At 64.8% G+C, this 20,219-nt stretch carries 7 protein-coding genes; 4 read left to right on the plus strand and 3 right to left on the minus strand.

Features of this window, described 5'->3' with window-relative positions; genetic code table 11:
• Positions 1 to 13,971, minus strand: a complete 13,971-nt coding sequence (locus AC0Z35_RS05885) for a two-partner secretion domain-containing protein (RefSeq protein WP_485131124.1) — start codon at positions 13,969 to 13,971, stop codon at positions 1 to 3.
• Between the two features lie 114 nt (positions 13,972 to 14,085).
• Complete coding sequence (locus AC0Z35_RS05890; RefSeq protein ID WP_046803111.1) at positions 14,086 to 15,798, minus strand: ShlB/FhaC/HecB family hemolysin secretion/activation protein; 1,713 nt, start codon at positions 15,796 to 15,798, stop codon at positions 14,086 to 14,088.
• 376 nt (positions 15,799 to 16,174) lie between these two features.
• Here AC0Z35_RS05890 and rimO point away from each other — a divergent pair, with 376 nt between their 5' ends.
• On the plus strand, positions 16,175 to 17,491 hold the full coding sequence (rimO, locus tag AC0Z35_RS05895) for a 30S ribosomal protein S12 methylthiotransferase RimO (protein WP_046803110.1): 1,317 nt from the start codon (positions 16,175 to 16,177) through the stop codon (positions 17,489 to 17,491).
• A 79-nt stretch (positions 17,492 to 17,570) separates the two neighbouring features.
• Here the strand turns inward: rimO and AC0Z35_RS05900 are convergent, their stop codons facing one another.
• On the minus strand, positions 17,571 to 18,122 hold the full coding sequence (locus tag AC0Z35_RS05900; protein ID WP_046803109.1) for a ferritin-like domain-containing protein: 552 nt from the start codon (positions 18,120 to 18,122) through the stop codon (positions 17,571 to 17,573).
• A 230-nt stretch (positions 18,123 to 18,352) separates the two neighbouring features.
• Between AC0Z35_RS05900 and AC0Z35_RS05905 the strand changes: the two genes are divergently transcribed.
• The 3 genes from AC0Z35_RS05905 to AC0Z35_RS05915 are packed head-to-tail and all read left to right on the plus strand — an operon-like array spanning position 18,353 to position 20,208.
• Positions 18,353 to 18,940, plus strand: a complete 588-nt coding sequence (locus AC0Z35_RS05905; protein ID WP_046803108.1) for an LOG family protein — start codon at positions 18,353 to 18,355, stop codon at positions 18,938 to 18,940.
• Between the two features lie 42 nt (positions 18,941 to 18,982).
• Positions 18,983 to 19,549 carry a hypothetical protein gene (locus tag AC0Z35_RS05910; RefSeq protein WP_046803147.1) on the plus strand — a complete coding sequence of 189 codons (567 nt, stop codon included), beginning with the start codon at positions 18,983 to 18,985 and terminating at the stop codon, positions 19,547 to 19,549.
• A 32-nt stretch (positions 19,550 to 19,581) separates the two neighbouring features.
• The gene (locus AC0Z35_RS05915; protein ID WP_485131123.1) at positions 19,582 to 20,208 is read left to right on the plus strand and encodes an HAD hydrolase-like protein; all 627 of its coding nucleotides are present in this window, start codon (positions 19,582 to 19,584) and stop codon (positions 20,206 to 20,208) included.
• Positions 20,209 to 20,219: the final 11 nt, after the last annotated feature.

Genomic DNA, 20,219 nt, shown 5'->3' on the forward strand with positions numbered 1-20,219 from the left:
TTAATTAACCTTTAAATTATGCCCACCCGCCTTGTCCGCTGCCGATGTTTCCCTAAACTCGAAGTTGACCTCGCCTAGATGTTTACCATTTTTAGCATTAACAACCTCAAAGCGTCCGTGCTGCGTATCTACCGCGTACAGATTTCCATCCCGAGCCTTATAGACATCACGTCCATTAAGTTTGCTCAGCTTGTTGTCCTTAATCATTCCATTCGCTTTCGCTACGCTAGCTACCATGCTCTTGATGTGAGCCACTCTCTCGCCCGGCGGCAAGTTAACTATGGATTGTTCAAATTCTTCGGCAGTCTTTCCCCCAGGCAGCGCACCCTTTGCCCCCACCTTCGCCGGCCGGACCCCCACCGCGCCAACCGCCGTCGCCGCACCCGACACCCCGGCTTCAGCGATGCTATCCCATGCCAATTTCTTGGCGTCTGCCCCTCCGCTTTCAATCGCGCGTTTGATCGCGGTATTGCGCACCCCAACCATCAATAGCTCAATGGAACCAAGCGCGACGTATTCCTTCATCTCTAGCGCACTCAACCCAACCGGCCCGCGAAGCTTCTCCTCCAACTCGCCACTTCTTTCCGCGTAGTCCGATAGCAATTGTCCGAATTCTTGCGCCTTCTGAACGCAAACCTTTCCTTCGCACTCCAATGCCTCGCGACGCCGCTCTGACGATATCTCGCCGTACTTCTTGGTGACCGATGCCTCGCATGCCTTGTCTTGGCACTGTGCCAGTTCCTTCAGCCGCGCTTGCTCTTCCGATACCAACAGCGCGTTGTGGACAGTCTCGTTTTCCGCGGCGAACACCGCCTCAGCGCCGCTAACGTGGGCAACCTGCGCAATTCCCGCGACAAGGGTCTGAATCAGATTGCTGTGTCGCTCTTGCTCTTCGGAGCTCAGGTTGGACGCATCCCCGCCTAGCAGTGAGTTCAATACCGAGCCCGCTCCCGCACCCAGCGCACCGGCACCGCATTCGCTCCCTTTGCCGGCCGCGCCCGCGCAGCCCACGATCGCATGCAGTGCTGCACGTGCCGATTCCGCACCTGCCCCTTCTCCCAGATGAGAGACAAGCCACTTGACCTCGGAGGCGGCCCGTCCCTGCAGATAGTTCACGACAGTCGACTGCACGAACTCGCCTGTAGCGCCGGTCACGTTTCCACTGAAAGCACCAATTGCTGCGGTTATCCACCGGCGATGTGAGCCCGACGGCCCCCACTGCCCTTCCAGCGTCTTCGCATCTGCAGCAGCTAGATCCCGTTCAGCCTGAGACAGCGTCTGATCCTTTGCACGTGCCTTCAGCGCATCAATTTCCTTCGCCCGATTCGTCAGAAACTGCCCCACCTGCCGCTGGGCCTCCGACGCAATCTCAAACCCCGCTTCGATCTTCTCCCTGTCAAAAATCGGCTTCAGCGCATTCAACGTATCGGACGTATCCCGGTTCAACGCCGCGATCGTCTCCGCCGCCGTCTTGCCGGTCAGGGCAATTTGCCCAGCGCCATCACGAATGACTACGCTGCTGCCGCTGATGGCGCTGTGTGTAGTCGAATTGGCATTCCCAGAAGCCGCGACAACCACCGGCAGACCAACGGAAGCTCCACTGCTATTAGTCGGTAAGCTCGTACCAGGCACTTTGTCCGCGCCGCCAGCCGCCTGGCCTTTCGAGTTCGTCCCGACATCGCCCTTCTTCGCGTCTCCTTCCCCGCTGCCGCCCCAGCTATATCCGCCGCTCAATGCGACCTGATCTGCCTTGTAGCGCGCCGTGTTCTGTAAGTCTTTGACGACAAGCGTGCCGGTGGACAGTTGATTCAGACCGTTCGCCACAGCCTGTTCACTGCTCGATATGACGCCACCAGTTAACGTGGTGTTCTGGCCAACGTTGACCAGAAAACCGCCGTCACCCGCCTTCATCCCCGCCTGCTGTGTGGCGGATTGGAAATTGCTGTCCATCCGGCCTTGCGAGACGTTGCCGGAGACGGAGCTTTTGCAGTAGCCGTAGATGCAGATACTTGCTTGGACGCCAGCACTTTGCTGCTTGGAAACGTAGGTGCTGGCATCTTGCAGAGTCTCAATTTGAAGATTCTTGCCGACCGAGGCGATGATCTGATCGGCGCTTGCTATCGCGCCGATCAGCGAGGTATCCCCGCCCGATTGCAATGCCAGCACGTTGCCAGCAGTGACATCGGTATACGTCCAATTAGCGTCTTTGCCGTCTGCGCGCCCTCGGCCACCACCGGCACTAAGGTTCAGCATCACGCCAATACCATCTTCGCTGTTCGCTGAGACGCCAATGCCGACGCTACCGCTGTAGCTCTTGTTTTTCGTGTGCTGCTCAAAGGTGTTCTGCGCAGCTTGCAGCAGAATGTCGCCATCTGCTTTGATGATGGCATTGTTCCCTGCTGACAGGCGTGAACCTGTGACGGTGACGCCGGACGCAGAGCCGGCCCCCTTGGCGACGATGGTCAGGTCTTGGCCCGCCGCCACGGTAGATCCCAAAACGGAAGACGACGCGCGATCTGTCGTGCTTTGGCTCTTGCTCACGCCAAAGTTAATACTGACACTCACGCCGCCAGCGCTCCTGGGATCGGCCGCGACAGCGTCATAGGCGTTGACCGCAGCAAGACCGGTCGTCGCCAAAGCCAGTCCTTGCATGACCTTGTTATCGGTCTTCCCTGCTGCATCCCCCATTCTTCCCGCGGTCTGCATCGCGTCGACCAAAGGCGTGTTGGCATTAATGCTCAACCCCGTCTGCTTGATCTCATGAAATTCCTTCTCTTTCGTGGTGTCCAGCGCCGCGCCGATGTTGACTTCCTTGCCGATCAGCGTGATGTCGCCCTGGCGTGCGATGACGTTGCTGCCCTTGATATTGAGAGCGCTGCCAGCGTTGATCAGCACATCGCCTTCGACGCTTCCGACGGTGCTGGCGTTGTGGAAAACCTTCTTGCTATCAAGCGAATCCGTCTGCTTGCTGGTGCCATAGCTCAATCCGCCCATGGCGCCAAAGCCTGACTTCTTGACCACCTTGTAGTCGTAGCCGTCCTCGGCGTTCTGGCCGGCCAGAATGTTGACGTCGCGGTCGGCCGACATCACCAGGTCGTTCTGCGCGCCAACGTTCGAACCCGCCACGCTCAAGTCGCGCCCGGCCATCAGTAGGGCGGTGTCGCCGGTGAAGGTCGAGCCCTTGGCCTGCTCCCAATCGGCCGACTTGATGATGTGCGTGGTCTTGGACGACAGGAAGCCGCGCTTTTTATAGTGAAGCTCGTCGTATGCCGAGCCAGACTCCACCCCGGCCGTCAGATTGATGTCGCGCCCAGCGCCCACCGCCAACTTTTTGTCGGCGGTGACGTCGGCGGCGCGCGCGTTCACGTCTTGCCCCGCGATCAACGTCAGATTGCCGCCTGCGGCAATCGACGAACCGATCTCTTTGCCGGTGCTCAGGTCATGACGGTTTTTCTTGTTGATGACGATGGACTCGCCATGGCGTTCCGTCACAGTGCTCAGATTGATGTCGCGGCCGGCTTGCAACCCGGCATTGCGCTCCGCGTTGACTTGCGCGGCGGTCAGGCTGATGTCGCGACCGGCTCGCATATTCAGGTCACCGGCATCCACGCGAGCCACGCCCGTGACGTGCGAGCCCCAGGTGTTGCCGAAGTTCTCAGACGCCGCCGTCGAGGTCAGCGCGATGTCGCGCCCCGCCTTCAGCGTGACGGAATCGCCCTGAATCAGCGAGGCTAGGTTGGTCAGGTCTTCGCGTGCGGCCAGATCCACGACCGCCCCCTGCACCAAACCACCCGCCCGGTTGACGATATTCGACGCGCTCATCACCGTGGCATGGCGTGCGCCGATCGTGCCGCTGTTGACGATGTCGCCGTCCGCCGCAAGCTTGACGTCGCGGCCGGCCATCAATGTGCCGTCGCCCTTCAGGTCGCCTTTGCGCACAACCAGATAGACCTTGGGCACCAGCACGGTGTCGGTGCTGCCGTCCGGCAGGGTGACGGTTTGTTCGACCAGCCACACAAGATCGCTGGTCAGCCGGCGTTGTTGCTCATCGGTCAGCGCCACGCCGAGCTGGACGTTGTTGGCCCGCGCGAACTTGGCGCCTTCCGAAATCAGGGCCTTGTATTGGCTGTCGTTGTCGCCGAAGCGGTCCAGGAACCGTAGTCCAGTCGTGGACAGGATTTGGTCGGATACGAGCTTTTGCTCGTAGAAGCCATCGCCCAGACGCTTGGGTTGGCCCGAGGGCGTCAGGAACTTGGCGCCGGGGGGCAACAGGGCGTCCCAGCCGGGCAGCCGCGCGCCGGACAGCGTCTTGCCGCCTGGCACGGCGTTGCCGGCAATGGTGCCGCCGCCGTCCAGCGCGGCGTTACCGACGTTGGTGGCAGCCGGGGATTGCAGACGCTGCGCGTCCACGCCGGAACCTGCGCCCACGGCAGGGCCCGCCGCTGCTTGCTGCGCGACGGCGCCATTGCCGATGGCAACGTGCACACGATCGGCGTCAGCAGGCTTGTCAGGGCGCGGGCCGGCAAGCCCGGCGCCCGCGCCCGCCCCGCCCGCGACCGTGGTGCCCGGCAATGCGTCGGGCTGGCGCAGCAGATCGAACAGGTAGTCGCTGGATACCGTGGGCCGTTGGCCGACAAAGCGCGGGTCCGTCGCGACGAGGTACGGCGCGTCGGGGCGCTTGTCTACGGTGAACAGCTGGTTGTCGGGAATGCTGGCGGGGTTGGAAACGGTGCGCACCACCGTGCCGCCGGGCAGCTCCAGGCTGGCGACCAGCACTGGGCCCCGCTTGCCGATACCCGTGTTGCCCGGCGCCGATCCGGCCAACGCGACGTTGGTGTGTCCGCCCGAGGTTCCCACGGGAAGCTCGATGGCTTGACCGGCCAGGGTGGCCGTGTAGCCGGAGGAGTATTCCTTGCGGTCCTTGGACCGCGCCTGCGAGACCGTGGCCGTGCCCTCGCGCACGACGGTGCGCTGGCCGCCCGCGCCGATGTTGTGGATGGCGGGGCCAGCCACGCGCAGCGCGCCGCCCGCGGCGATCTGACTCTTGTCGTTGGTAACGGCACCGGCCAGCGTCATCGCGCCGCCGGACAGGATCTTGCCCGGGTCCGACGACAGCGTGCGCGTTTCGGTGACGGTTTCGTTGACTTGGTAGTAGGTCAGCGTGCCGACCAGGCGGTTGCGGAAATCGGCGTTGAATTCGCGGATGCGGGCGTCCAGGATCTTGTAGGGCTCCGTGTACGCGGCATGCGCGGCTTCATACGCCTTGCGGCGAGCGCCTTCGGCAAGGCACGCCGGGCTGTTGCTAAAGCATGGCGCTTCCGGAGGGATCCAAATCGGCACGGAGCCCGACGGCGGGGTGATGCCGAATATCGACCATATGCGCGCATCGGAGCCATAGCCGAACCATTCGGGAACGTCCCAGCATCCGCCGCCCGCGTCGCCGCCGCTGCAAGCGACGTCGGCCGGGGTATAAGCCAACGCGATCGGCGAACTGACACCCGCCTTGCGTTTTCCACCCGGGGTGTAGTCGAACGGCGGGCCGTAGCGCGCAGCCGGATATTTGTCGGACGGCAGCAGGAACATGCGCTCGGGATCGTCGTCCAGCCAAGCCGGGTCCTTGCTGCACTGAGGGGTGACCTCGTCACACAGCCAGTTGGTCTCTGCGTCGTACATGTCGGTGCTGCCCGCCGGGGTGAAGTACACCTTGGGCTGGGACGACACCACTACCGTCTGGCTGCTATAGCCGGCGTTCTGGTTCAACAACGACGCCGCGGAAATGCGGGCGTTGCCCGCCGCTTCGATGGTGGCGCCCGAGTTCAACAACGACCCCGCGTACCCCGCCGCGTTGCCGCCGGCATCCAGCGCGCCGCCAATGGAAAGGTCCGCACCGGCGTAGATCAGCGCGTGATCGCGATTCACCAGTGAAGCCACGCCCAGGTCCATGGCGCCACGGGACGCGATGACCGCGCCCGCGCCTACCCCGGCGCTGTTGACCAGCGTGTGGGTCTGAATCGCGACCTTGTCGCCGTAGATGCGGGCCAGGTTGTCCACGCCGCCGGCGTTGATGCGCGTGATGGCGCCGTCGATCAGGCCCGCGTTCGTCAGGCCGTGCGTGACGTTAAGGGTGTTGCCGCCGCCCGCCAGAAGCTGGCCGGTGGCATGGTTGACCAGCGAATCCGCCTGGATGCTCAGGTCGCGCCCAGCGCTGATGGTGGCGCTGTTATCCAGCGCCCCGCCCAGCGACAGGTTCAAATCGCGACCGCTGGACAGGTCACCCGTCTGGTTCAACGCGCCCGCATACTGAAAGCTGAGATCGCCCGCTGATTGCAGCGTGCCCAGGCCATGCAAGACCTGCGCGATGACGGTCAGGCTGTTGCCCGCCAGCAGCTTGCCCTGGCCATTCTTCAAGGTGTCGGCCACGATGCGGGCGTTGCCTTGCGCGGCCACCTCACCGCCCTGGTTATCCAGTTCCCGCGTGGTCAGGGTCAGATCCCGCCCCGCCTGGATGGATCCACCTTGGTTGTCGACGCGGTCCGCCACGATGGCAACCACCTTGCCCAGCACGCCCTTCGGTGCTCCGCCCGCCACCGCAAGCGTGGCGCTGTTATCCAGCGACCCTGACGTCAGCGTCAGTGCGTTATCGGCCTGGATCAAACCGGCGCGGTTGTCGACGCTGGCACTGGCTTTCAGTACAAGATTGCTGCCCGCCAGCGTGCCCTCGCGGTTGACGACCGTGGTGGCGGCGATGTTCAAGTCCCCCGCCGCGGCGATAAGCCCGTCGGTGTTGTCCAGCGTGCCCGCCAGCGTCAGGCTGGCCGCGCCGGTCGAGGTCAGTTTGCCTGCCTGGTTGTTCAGGTTGGCGGCCGAGATTTCCACGCCGCCGCCCTGTACGACGGCCTGACGGGCGTCGATGTCTCCCGGCGTGGCCAGCGTGACGTTGCCCACTGCGGACAGCGCACCATGCGCAAGGTCCAGGTTGCCTGCGACAAGCGTCAGGTCCTTGCCGGCCAGGCTGGTGCCGCGATGAACGATGTGGCCGGCCTTCAGCGTGAGGCTGCCTGGCTGGTTAAGGGCGCCTTCGCAGTCCATGCCGGCGACCAATCGGCCTGCGTTGTCGAGCATGCCCGGTGTGGTGACGAGCAGGTCGCCGCCTGCCAGGACGGAACCCTGGTTCAGCAACGCGGCGCCGGCGCTGACACTGGCGCCGTCATTGGCCGACACCACGCCCGCGTTGGCCAGTGTGCCGCCCGCTTTCAGGGTCAGCGCGCCGGCGGATTGAAGGCGGCCGTCTGCCGCAACGGTCATGTTGTGCGCGGCGAAGGCGTTCAAGTCGCCCGCCTGCGTGGCGGTGACGCCACCCAGCGCGGCATCCGTGCCTGCGCGCAAGGTCATGCCTTGGCCTGCGGCCAGCGAACCCTGGGCGCGCAGCGCAGCGCCGGCATCGGCCGTCAACATGCCGCTGGACTGCACGGTCGATGCCGCGTCCAACGCCACGTCGCCTTGGCGCGAGGTCATCGTCAGGTCGCCGTTCAACGCGGCAACCGTGCCTTGCACCGTCAGGGCGTTACCCGCGATCAACGATTGCGAATGCCCCGCCAACATGCGCCCAGCCACCAGCACGGCCTCTTGGGCGGTGGCGGCAAGCGTGCCGCCTGCTTGGGCAAGACCGGTTGCGGCAACGGTCAGGTTGCGTCCGGTCAGCGTCAGGTTGGCATCGGAAGCCACGGTGCCGTCCACGCGCACATCGCGCGCGGCAGTCAGTGCCATGTCGGCAACCGAGCTCAACGCCCCCAACGCGCTAAGGTCTTGGCCTGCGTGCGCGCTTAGCGCACCGGCGGCCTGGACTTGTCCGCCTTGCTTGATGGTCAGGTCGTGTTGCGCGGAGATCTGCGCATCCCCGGCCGCGCGCTCGCCCAACGCTGCCACAACGCCGCCCAATCGGGCGCTACCGCCCGCTGCCAGCGTGAGGCCGCCGCCCGCCGCAATGACGCCGTCGGAATCCAGATCAGTGCCTGCGCTTGCGGCAAGGGTGTCGGACGCTTGCATCCGACCTAAGGCGCCCACTTGCAGCTTGGCGCCTGCGTCGGCTTGCAACGTGCCCGCAAGGGCTGTTGCGATGCCGTCGATGTTGATGTCACGACCGGCTTTCAGTGCAATGGGGGAGCCCGCCGTGACCGTGCCGGTGTCCGTGATGGACAGATCGCGACCGGCCTGTGCGCTAAGCGTGCCGCCGGTGGTAGCTGCTTTCTTGGCGTCCGCGCTTCTGGTGCGGATGCCGCGAGAGCCCGTGCCTTCGAGGTCTGTGCCTTCGGTATCCGTGCCTTCGGTGTCTGCACGCTTGGCGTCTGCACGCTGGGCGGCATCGCCCCCAGCCGCCGCGCCCTTGGTGTCCATGCCCAAGTTGCCAGCGTCCTCTGCCGTGCCCGCCGTACCGGCGATGCGCAGGTCTTGGCCAGCGGTCAGCAGCAAGTTGCGGCTGCCCTGTGCCAAGGCTTTGTCCGCGACCGTCAGATCCCTGCCAGCATTGATTTCAAGCGTACCGTTGGCGACCGTCTTGCCGCTCAGTTCGGCATCCGACTCCGCTTGCATGACGATGTCGGTTTCACCGGATAGGGTGCCCGCCGCTCGTAACTTCCCGCCCGCCTGCGCCAGCAATTTTCCGCCGGCTTGCAGTTCGCTTGCGCTGCCCAGCGTCATATCGCCACCGCTGCTGGCAGTAAGCGTGCCCGCGTCGGCCAGCACAGTGCCATCCACCGTCAGGTCCCGCTGTACGCGCAGCTGCGCCGATTGTCCGGCTACCAGCGTGCCCGACAACGCCGCGCTGTCTGCGTGGACGTCGACAGATCCATCCGCCTGCAACCGCGCGCCCGCCAAGGCGGCCAAGACGCCGCCGGCGTTTGCGGTGATAGCGCCCGTCGCCAGACTCTGGCCCGCCAGCGTTATGTTGGAGCCGGCATCCAGGACCACATCGGCCAGCGATGACAACGTGCCGGCCGCTATCAGCGACGCGCCCGCGCGTGCCAGCAAAGCGCCACCCGCCAGCGTCTGGCTGTCGGATGACAGGCCCAGGTCTTGTCCGGCAATCAACTGCAACGGCCCCTTGGCCGATGCCGTGGTGCCCGTGACGGCCATCGCGCCGCCGCTCTGTATCAACGCGCCGTGATCGCCGCGCACCGCGCCCGCAATCGTTGCGGCACCCGCTGCCTGGATACGCGCGTTGGCGGACGCTTCAAGCTGCCCGGTCGCACCGACGCGCACGTCGTTCTTGGCGACCAGATCCAGCGAACCGTCCACGCCCACCTTGCCGTCGACCGCGATATCCCGGCCGGCCTGCCATTGCGCATCGCCCTTGGAAACGAGCACACCACCGGCAGCAAGGTCGCGCCCGGACTGCGCCTGCACGCCCTGCCCTTGAAGCTGGCTCGCCGAGCCCAGCAGCACATCGTTGCCGCCCTTCAAGGCCAGCGTGCCACCGTAGGCCAGCGCATCGCCATCCAGACGCAGGTCGCGCGCGGCCGTCAGCGCCATGCTGCCTTCGGACATCGCCGTGCCGACGATATTCAGATCCTGGCCCGCCTTCAGCGCCATTGCGCTGTCGGACTGAAGCTGTGCGCCGCCCGCCACGGTCAGCATGTGACCGGCCCGCACATCCAGCGCGCCACCCGCGTAAAGCTGCTTGCTGATGCGGGCATTGCGCGCGGCCTGCAAGGTCAGCGCGTTCAATGAACTGACGGTGCCGGCCACCAGCAGGTCGCCGTCTGTTGTTGCACGCGCGGGCCCCGCCGCCGCGATGCGCGCCAACGCGCCCACCGACAGGTTTCGTCCCGCGCTCAAGTCCAGGCCGCCCACGCTGGCGGCCAGTTCGCCATCAAGCGTCAACGCGCCGACGGCGGCCAGCGTTATGTCGCCATTGCCACGCCACGCGCCGGACAACGTCATATCGTTGCCCGCCGTCGCGCGCGACGCGCCTTCGACATACCACTGCGCCGTCTGGCCCATGCTCAAGTCGTGCCGCGCAGCCAAGGAAATATTGCCGCTTGCCGACGCGGTGCTGTCCACGCGAACGTCGCGGCCCGCAGCCAAATCGATGGCGCCGCGCGACCCCATCGTGCCCGCCGCGTGAAGGTCACTGCCCGCCTGTGCCGAAATGCCTGCCCCTTGCGTGCCGCTGGACGCGCCCAGCCGCAGCGCGTTGCCCGCGCTCATGGCCAGTGCGCCGTCATACGCTCGCGCCGTGCCATCAATGCGCAAGTCGCTGCCTGCGTCCAACGTAATGCCGGCGTTGGCCAGCGCTTCGCCCGCCAAAGCCAAATCCTTGCCGGCCGACACGTTGATAGCGCCTTCCGATTGCAAGCGCGCAGCCGCGCTCGCCGTCACCTTGCCGACGGCATCAAGCAACAGGTCGCCGCCCGCCAACAGCTTGCCGTCTACCCAGGCGTCACGCGCGACCTGCGCCGTCAGCGCCGCCATGGACGACACCGTGCCCGCCGCGCTCAGTGCGCCGCCGACACGCAAGGCCACCGGCCCCGCCGCGTGCACGTGACCACTGGCACCTATGGACAGGTCGCTGCCGGACGCCAGGGATACGGCGCCCTGCACCGCACCAACGGCGCCAGTGATATCCAACTTGCGCGCCGCGTCCACCTGCGTACCCAGGTTGCTGCGCAGGCTACCCGCCAGCGCAACGTCTTCGCCGCCCCACAGGGACGCACCGCCCGTCGCTTCGAATGCGCCGGTAAGCTGGGCCGCGCCCGCCGCCCGCAGCGTCAGTTCGCCATCGGCCGCGAGCTTGCCGCCCAGCACTGCGCGATCACCCGCCGTCAGCAGCGCGGGGCCTTGGGCAAGAATTTCGCCCTGGGTATGAAGGTCACGCGACGCAGCCACTGCCACGCCTACCCCTTGCGCCTGGCTGCTTGCACCCAGGCGTAGATCCTTGCCGCTCTGGAGCTCAAGTGCGCCCCCGTAGGCCAGCGCTGCGCCGTCCACATTCAGATCGCGCACCGCGTGCATCGCCATGGAACCATCACTGACTGCCGTGCCCGCCAGATTCGCATCGCGGCCGGCGTTCAGCGTTGTGGTCGTGGTGGATTGCACTTGCGCGGCCGCGCCAATGCCCAGGTCTTGACCGGCGCGCAATGACAGCGTGTCGCCGGACAGCAGTTGGCCGCCTATCGCAATGTCGCTCGCCGCCGTCAACCTCTGTGCATTTCTGCTGGACAGCGCCCCGTCTACGGTCAACGCGCCGCCGCTTTGGCCTAGCAATGTGCCTCCCGCCGCCGCCTTGCCGTGCTTGCCGACCAACAGATCACCGCCCGCCAACAGCTCAAGCGCGCCTTGCGCCGCCGACGTTTCGCCATCCACGCGCAATGCGCCCCGGGCTTCGACATGGCTGCCTTCGTTGCTGCGCAGCGCGCCGGCAATCGCGATGTCTTGCCCCGCCGTGACGGCCACGCTGCGTTCCGCATCCACGCTTGCACCCTTCGCAATCGTGACGTCGCCGGCGCCGTGCAAATCCAGCTTGCCCGTGGCTTGCGCCTGGCCCCCGACGCGCACGTCCCGGCCCGCCGCTACTGCCATGTCGCCCCGTGAAGCCATCGAGCCATCGGCAACCAAGTCGCCGCCCGCCAGCACGGATACGCCGTCGCCCTGCACGCGGCTGGTCTTGCCCAGCTGCAATGCGTTGTCGGCGTTCAATGCAACCGCGCCGGTGTAGGCGCGCGCCGCGCCGTCGATGCGCAGGTCACGCCCGGCGTTCAGCTTCAAGGTCGCATTGGTTTCGGCTTCGCCGGCCAAGGACAGATCCTGCCCGGCCAGCAGCGTCATTGCCCCTTCCGATTGCAGACGCGCGTTCGTGTCCGCCACCACATCGCCCGCCGCCTGAAGCCGCATGGGGCCGCCCGACAAGAGCTTGCCGCTGACCTTGGCGTCACGCGCTGCTTGGGCCGTCAATGCAGCCATGGACGACACCGTGCCCGCTGCGTTCAACGCCCCCTTGGCGTGCAACGCGACCGGGCCACGCGCTTGCACGCTGCCACTGCCGGTAACCGAAAGGTCAGCGCCCGACGCCAGCGTCACGGCGCCTTGGTCGGCGTCCGCCGCGCCGGAGACGCTTAGCGCGCCGCCCGTCCTTGCATGTATGCCTTGCTTGCCATTCAGCGTGCCCCCCAGCAGCGCACTGCCGGCCGCCTTCACGTCAACGGTTTCTCCGGACACCATGTCACCGCCGACGCGGACATCTCCACCGGCGTCCACCACGATGCCCGCGCCTTGCGCGCGGCTGGTCTGACCCAAACGCAAATCGTTGCCGCTCTTTAGCGCCAAGCCGCCGCCGTAGGCCAGCGCGCTGCCGTCCATGCGCAGATTTCGCCCCGCGCCGATCGACAGCGCGCCGTCCGTCAAGGCCGCGCCAGCCAGATTGGCATCCACGCCTGCGCGCATCGTCATGCCCTTGGCCGACTGTGCCTGCGCGCCCGCTTCCGAGACCATGTTGGCGCCGGCCTGAGTCAACAACGTGCCGGACGTGTATATCTGTCGCGGCAGCACCAGGTCGCGCCCCGCTTGAAGCGTGATGCCGGACTTGGCGGAGATGACGCCGGACGCTTGCGACGCGCCGCCGGCCGATGCGCCCGTTGCGAGCGCATCGACAATCGCGTTGGCATTGGCGTTGGCGTTGCCATTTCCGTTGCCAGTGCCATTGCCAGCGCCACTGCCGTCGCCGATGCCGTTACCGATGCCGTTACCGTCGCCATTCCCCACACCCGCGCCCGGCTGAACACCGGCAAGCGGCAAGCCCGCCATCTTCAAGTTGCGGCCCGCCACCGCGATGATGTTCTGATCGGCCGTCAGCAAGTGACCCGACAGCGCCAGATCCTGGCCTGCCGTCACGCGCAACGCGTCTTGGGTACGCAGGCCCCCTTGCGAGCCAACAATCACGCGCTTTCCCGCCGTCACGTTCAACGACCCACCGGCCGCGACTCCGCCTTGAATGTCCGCATCGCGGCGCGCGGCCAACGTGGTCGCGCCCGCTGCCTGCGCCACGCCTTGCACGGCAAGGTCCCGGCCGCTATCCACGCGCAGCGCGCCAGCTGCTTGCACCGTGCCGCTGGGCGTAATGCGCACGTCTCCGGCCGCGTTCACGTGCAGGTCGCCCGTCAGCGCCACCAGGTTGCCGCCGATGTTCACGCCCACCCCGGCTTCGGTGCCGATCAGCCGGATGCTGTTTGCATACATGCCGCCCAGCGCAGCCGTGTCCAACGCCACGTCGGGCTTGGCGCCTTGCCCGCTTTGCGCGGTGACGATGCCGGTGTCGTAGTCGACGCGCGCGGCGCCGGCTGTGACGTTAAGCCGATCCGCCCACACGCCGGCGTTGATTTCCAAGCTGCGGGCCAAGAGGTCGACCTGACCAAGGTTGGCGCCGTTCAAGCCGGCGCCATCCACGCGGATGTTGCCCGATGCGATGTCAAAGCCGATACGCCCGTCAGCACCAATCAGCGGACGGCCGGTCGTCAGCGTGGCGCGGTCGGCGTTCAAGAAGCCGCAGCCGTTGCACGTTATGCCGGCGGGGTTGGCGACGATGACGTTGGCCCGGTTGCCGGCCACTTCCAGCGTGCCCAGCAATTGCGACGGGTTCGGCGCGGTGACCTGGTTAAGGATGGTGGTGGCGCGCTGGTTGCCCAGCATGATGTTGCCGCCCACCTGCCCTGCCAACTGGGTCTGGCTGGCGCCGCCGCTGTTGTTCAGCACCGCGCCGGAAGGTCCCACGTTGAACTGCGTGTAGCGGTTGTTCGACACCCCGCCCGCCGTGGGCGGCGCGATATTGATCACCGGCACGCCGTTGGTTGCGCCGACGGAAGGCTTGGCGCCCGCAACGCTCTTGTCGACGGTTATCGGCAACGTCTGCGCCAGCACTGGCGACCAGACCTGCAAGAAAACGACGGACCAGACAATCATCGAACGAAGCTTGGACATCATGCATACCCGGGTAACGTAAACGTCGACGGCGGCGCAAGCGGCGCTGCACCGGGGCAAGCCCGGCGCCTTGTCGACCAGATCAATCAGGAAGGCCGGCGGAGCAATGCCGCGGGATCAGAACTCGAACATCACGGCTGCGGCGAACACGGTGGATGCCGTCTGTAACGATTCCGGCTTTTTCAACGGCCAGCCGGCAGACAGGTCATAGCTGGCATCGACATAGGGGATGGATAGGCGGCCGCGCAGCCCAGCCACCGCGCCCACCAACGTGCGCCCGGTCAGCCATCGCGCCGACTCGCCGCCCACGCGTCCGGCGTCCAGACCCGCATACAGTTGATGACCGGGGCCGCCAAGCAGCTTGTCCAGGCCCAGCGACAAATCGTTGCGCAGCGTCCAGCCGTCTTCGGCCGCCAGCGTCATCTGGCCGTCAAAGCCGCGCACCGCATAACGACTGCCGATGGTGAAGTAATCCGAGGGCACGACCGGTGTCTTGGCGTGCTGGATTTGCCAGCTGACGTGGTACGCCCAGGGCTGGTCCGCCAATTGAAACGGCAGGTAGAGCCCGGCATTGGCCAGCGCGATGGTGCTGCGGCCATTCCAGTCGGGGTCGCCGTAGACGAAGCCGGGTTGGTCGGACAGGCCGGCCAGCGTGCCGCGCAGGCCCACGCCGGCATCCAGCACCGCTCGGCCCACATAGTGACGGTGCGCCACGTTGATGTCGTAGCCCGTCACGTCGCGCCGCTGGACTTCAATGGCGACGTCGTTCAACGTGCTGCCGACGCGCTTGCGTAGCACGGCCATCGTCGCCGTGCCCTTGTAGTCGGTACCGCGATAGGGCACCACCGACACGCCCGCCTGCAACTGCTTGGTGGTGCCGCCGTAGACGATGGGTTCGTCAAAACCGGCCACGGTTTGGCGATAGGTGGATTTGCTGGCGCCGGCAAACGCCGTCCAGTAGCCAAAGGGGATGCTGTAGTTGATGGACGCGGCCCGCGTGTTCGAGTCCGCATCGCGCCAGCGCGCATTGCTGTTCCACGACACAGACAGCTGGTCATAAAGGAACAAGGGGGAATCCAGGGTTAGTCCGGCGTTGACCTGATACTTGCCGATGGCGTCCAGGCCGCCGTTGTCGCTTCCCACGTAGCCATGCCAACGCTTGCCCGTGCCTGGACGCAGAATGATGTCGGAGTCACCAAGTTCGGGGCCGGGCCCGACATCGATGGTGGCGTCCGCCTGGCCACGAAGCCGGCGGATATTTTCCAGCGCCTGGTCCAGATCGCGCTGATTCAGTTCGCCGCCAGGGCCGGTGGGCAAGGCGGTGCGCCACCATCCAACGGTATTGGCGTCTTGCACGCCCGAGATGCGGCCGGGCAGAAAGCGCAGCGTCAGCGCGCCTGACGCCAGCGATTGTTCAGGCACCACCACGCGTGCCGTGATCTGGCCATCCTGGATCAGCCAGGCGTTCAGATATTCCTGAAACGCCCGCAGCCCTTGTCCGCCGACGCATTGGCCGATGACAGCGCGAGCGGCCCCGGCCAAGGCTGAAGGGGGTGGCGCGTCGTCCCAGCTCAGGTCACCGATGACAAAGCAAGGCGATTCAACGGGCAGGTGCAGCTCGCTTTTGCTGCGCGCGGCATCGGGCGACAAGACATCCGGGCGCTCGGCCGAGCGGGCGCGCTGGGCGTCCAGCTCTTGCTCTTGCCTGCGTTCAATTTCGGAAGGGCGCGATACCGCCTCGGGCGGGGTCTGCGCGAAGGGCTCGGTAGGGCAAGCGCCCGCCGCGATCAATACCACTGCGGCGACTCGCCGGCACCAATAGGAATTCATAACGGTTCCGCGCCCGCGGCAAGCCGAAGGCGCGTTCTATCTCGTTGAAACTAAATGTTGAGGCAGTTTGCGTGACGAGATAGTCAAAAACAATGGAAACCGGCGCGAATAAGCAAAATCTGATTTTTACTAGAATTTGAACGCCGTATTAATGTCGTTGGCCGGCGTTATAAGATTTTAGTAACTATCCGATTTTTGACTGCCGAATTCGTGAACCCTTCGACGGCAATACGTGACCGACGCAAAGCAGCACGCACGCGACACGCCAGGCTATGAATGCGCCGCGTTTCCCCTAAAATAACGGCCCCCGCTCCGCCGCGCTAAAATTGCGCACGTTTTGATCATTGGCGCCGGCTCGCGCCCACCGAGGTATTCCATGTCTTCCCCCAAAGTCGGCTTCGTCAGCCTGGGCTGTCCTAAAGCCCTGGTCGACTCCGAACGCATCCTGACCCAACTGCGCACCGAAGGGTACGAAGTCACGCCCGAATACAACGACGCGGATGTTGTCGTCGTCAACACCTGTGGGTTCATCGACAGCGCCAAGGCCGAATCGCTTGAAGCGATTGGCGAAGCGCTGGCCGAGAATGGCAAGGTCATCGTGACCGGCTGTATGGGCGTCGAGGAATCGGTGATCCGCAAGGTGCATCCCAGCGTGCTTGCGGTGACGGGCCCCCAGCAATACGAAGAGGTGGTGCGCGCCGTGCATGATGCCGCGCCGCCCAAGCAGGACCACAACCCGTACCTGGACCTGGTGCCGCCGCAAGGCATCAAGCTGACGCCGCGCCACTACGCTTATCTGAAAATTTCGGAAGGCTGTAATCACCGCTGTAGCTTCTGCATCATTCCGTCGATGCGCGGCGACCTGGTCAGCCGTCCGGTGGGCGACGTGCTCAGCGAAGCCGAACGCCTGGTCAAGGCTGGCGTGAAGGAACTGCTGGTGATTTCGCAAGACACCAGCGCGTACGGCGTCGACGTCAAGTACCGCAGCGGTTTCTGGAACGGCCGCCCGGTCAAGACGCGCATGACGGAACTGTGCCTGGCGCTGTCCGAAATGGGCGTGTGGACGCGTCTGCACTATGTGTACCCGTACCCGCACGTGGACGAAGTGATTCCGCTGATGGCCGAGGGCAAGATCCTGCCGTACCTGGACATTCCGTTCCAGCACGCCAGCCCGCGCATTCTGAAGGCCATGAAGCGCCCGGCGTTTGAAGACAAGACGTTGGCGCGCATCAAGCGCTGGCGTGAAATCTGCCCCGATCTGACCATCCGCTCCACGTTCATCGTGGGCTTTCCCGGCGAGACCGAGGAAGACTTCCAGTATCTGCTGAACTGGATGCAGGAAGCGCAATTGGATCGCGTGGGCTGTTTCCAGTATTCGCCGGTGGAAGGCGCGCCCGCGAACCTGCTGGACAATCCCGTGCCCGACGACGTGAAGCAAGACCGCTGGGAACGCTTCATGGAATTGCAGCAGGGTATTTCCACCGCGCGCCTTGCCCGCAAAGTGGGCCGCGAGATCGACGTGCTGATCGATGAAGTGGACGAAGACGGCGCTATCGGCCGCAGCAGCGCGGACGCGCCGGAGATTGATGGCTGTGTGTACGTCAGTTCCGACAAGCCCTTGAAAGCGGGCGATCTGGTGCGCGTGCGCGTCACCGAGTCGGATGAATACGATCTGTGGGGCGAAGCCCTCTGAAAAAGCAAGGGCGCCTGAGTTTCAGGCGCCCTTGCTGTGTGGCCGACACGAGGTGGCCGATACCGTGTAGCGGCCAGTCTTACAGGAAGTCCGCCAGATCGTCGGCGTGTTCCTCTTCAACCGCCAGGATCTCTTCCAGCAAGCGGCGCGTGGTCGAGTCCTGTTCGCCGATGTATTCGATCATCTGGCGATAGCTGTCGATGGCGATGCGTTCGGCGATCAGGTTTTCCTTGATCATGTCTTGCAGGGATGACCCTTCGACGTATTCCGAATGGCTGCGCTCGAGCAGGCCCTTGGGAGACAGGTTTGGTTCGCCCCCCAGCTGAACGATGCGTTCAGCCAGACGGTCGGCGTGTTCCTGTTCTTGCGTGGCGTGTTCGGCGAATTCCGCCGCGACCGGCTCGGCGTTCAAGCCGCGAGCCATGAAGTAATGGCGCTTGTAGCGCAGCACACAGACCACTTCGGTGGCCAGCGCCTCGTTCAGCAGCTTCAGCACGGTTTCCCGGTCTGCGCGATAGGTATCCGTAACGGCGCCTGACTCGATGTCCTGGCGCGCCTTGGCGCGGATCGCCTTCACGTCCATGTCGAATGGGCGGCTGGCCTTCTCGGGGGTTCGGGTCGTTTGTTCCATATCGTTCGCTCCTCTGTTAGTGAAAGCCCTACGACGCTGGATTTCCAGTCGTACCGAACGACTCAGTCTACCGATCGCAGCAGAAGTTGCTGTGTCCAAACATTGCTCCTGCCACCAATTTGCACGGCGCCCGAGCCCCAAAACGCGCCCGCTGACGTTCTCGTAAACTATCGACTTCCCGGAACGCCCGTGACGCAATCTGTAACGGGCCCGGCCATCACGAACCTGTTATGAACCTGAAGAACATCTGCGTATATTGCGGCTCGAACCCCGGCACCCGCCCGGACTACATCGAGCAGGCCCGCGTGCTGGCCCGCGAATTGGTCAAGCGCGACCTGGGGCTGGTGTACGGCGGATCGGTCGTCGGCATCATGGGCGTGGTGGCCAACGAAGTGCTGGCCGCTGGCGGCCGCGTGATCGGCGTCATCCCCGAATTGCTGCAAAAGAAAGAACAGGCGCATCGTGGCCTGACCGAATTGCACCTGGTGCAGAACATGCACGAGCGCAAGGCAATGATGATTGAGAAGTCGGACGGCTTCATCGCATTGCCTGGCGGTGCGGGCACGCTGGAAGAGTTTTTTGAAGTGTGGACGTGGGCGCAACTGAACATGCATCAGAAGCCCTGCGGCCTGTTGAATGTCGCGGGATACTACGACGCGTTGGTGCAGTTTGTGGATCACGCCGTCGACGAAGCCTTCATCCGACCGCAGCATCGCGACATGCTGGTGGTCGAAGAAGACCCCGCCCTGCTGCTGGATCGCTATGCCATCTACGAGCCGCCCAACGTCTCGAAGTGGTTCGACCCCATCACGGCCTGATGGCCCTCTTGCCCTGTTGAGCCCATGACGCCCGTTCTTGAAATGACTTCCGATTCCTTATCCCCCGCCAGCACCGAGTCCGTGCTGCGCGACTATTTCCACGCCAAGGATGAGAACCGACCGCATCATCTGGCGCGGGCATTCGCGTCGGACGCGGTGCTGAAAATGGCCTTGCGCACGCAAGCCATCGCGTTTCCGCCCGAATCCCACGGGGTCGCGGCCATTGCGGACACCCTGGTGCGCAAGTTTGGCCAGACCTACGAAAACGTCTATACGTTCTACCTGTCGCGTCCCGCGCCCGACGCGCGCTTGCCCGACTACCAGTGCGACTGGATCGTCGGCATGACCGAAAAGGCCACCGGCAATGTGCGCGTAGGCTGCGGCCGCTACGACTGGAAGTTCCAGGCGCAACCGTATCGCGCCACGGACCTGACCATCACCATCGAAACCATGGTCACGCTGCCGCCCGGCGACATGCCCGCCGTGTTCGGCTGGTTGCTGGGCCTGGACTACCCGTGGACCAATGCCGCGCGCGTGGTGGCCAGCGCGCCGCCGCTTGAAGCGCTGGCGCCGGTCGTGCACTATTTGCTTCACCCCAACGGCTTGTAGCCCCGCCAGAAGCCGGCAAACGGACTGATTACTTGAAATACGACATCGCTGCATTCGACTTTGACGGAACCTTGGCGGACACCATGCCCTGGTTCAATTCCATCCTGAACACGGTGGCCGACAAGTACGGCTTTCGCAAGATCGACCTGACCGAACGCGAAAACCTGCGTCACCGCGAGGCCTCGGAAATCCTGAAGTACCTGGGCATCCCGTTGTGGAAACTGCCGGCCATCATGACGCACGTGCGCACGCTGATGCAGGACATCGATCCCAGCGTGCACCTGTTCGATGGCATTGCCGACGCGGTGGCGCGGATCAAGGCAGGCGGCGTGCGCCTGGCGGTGATCAGTTCGAATTCCATTGAAAACGTGCAGCGCGTGCTGGGCGCGGACACCTGCGCGCTGTTCGACGACTATGAATGCGGCACCGACCTGTTCGGCAAGGCCGCCAAGATCGACCGCTTGATGCGGCGCCATGAAGTCGCCCCCGAACGCTTCCTGCTGGTGGGCGACGAAATGCGCGACATCGACGCCGCCCGCAAGGCCGGCGTGCGCGTGGGGTCGGTCGCCTGGGGTTATAACCATGTGGACGCCCTGCGCGAACGCAAGCCCGACGAACTCTTTTTGACCGTAGCCGACCTGCGCGCCATCCTGGCCTGACCCTGCCGACC

Source organism: Achromobacter sp. 1L-A-4-B-C2 (assembly GCF_057291955.1).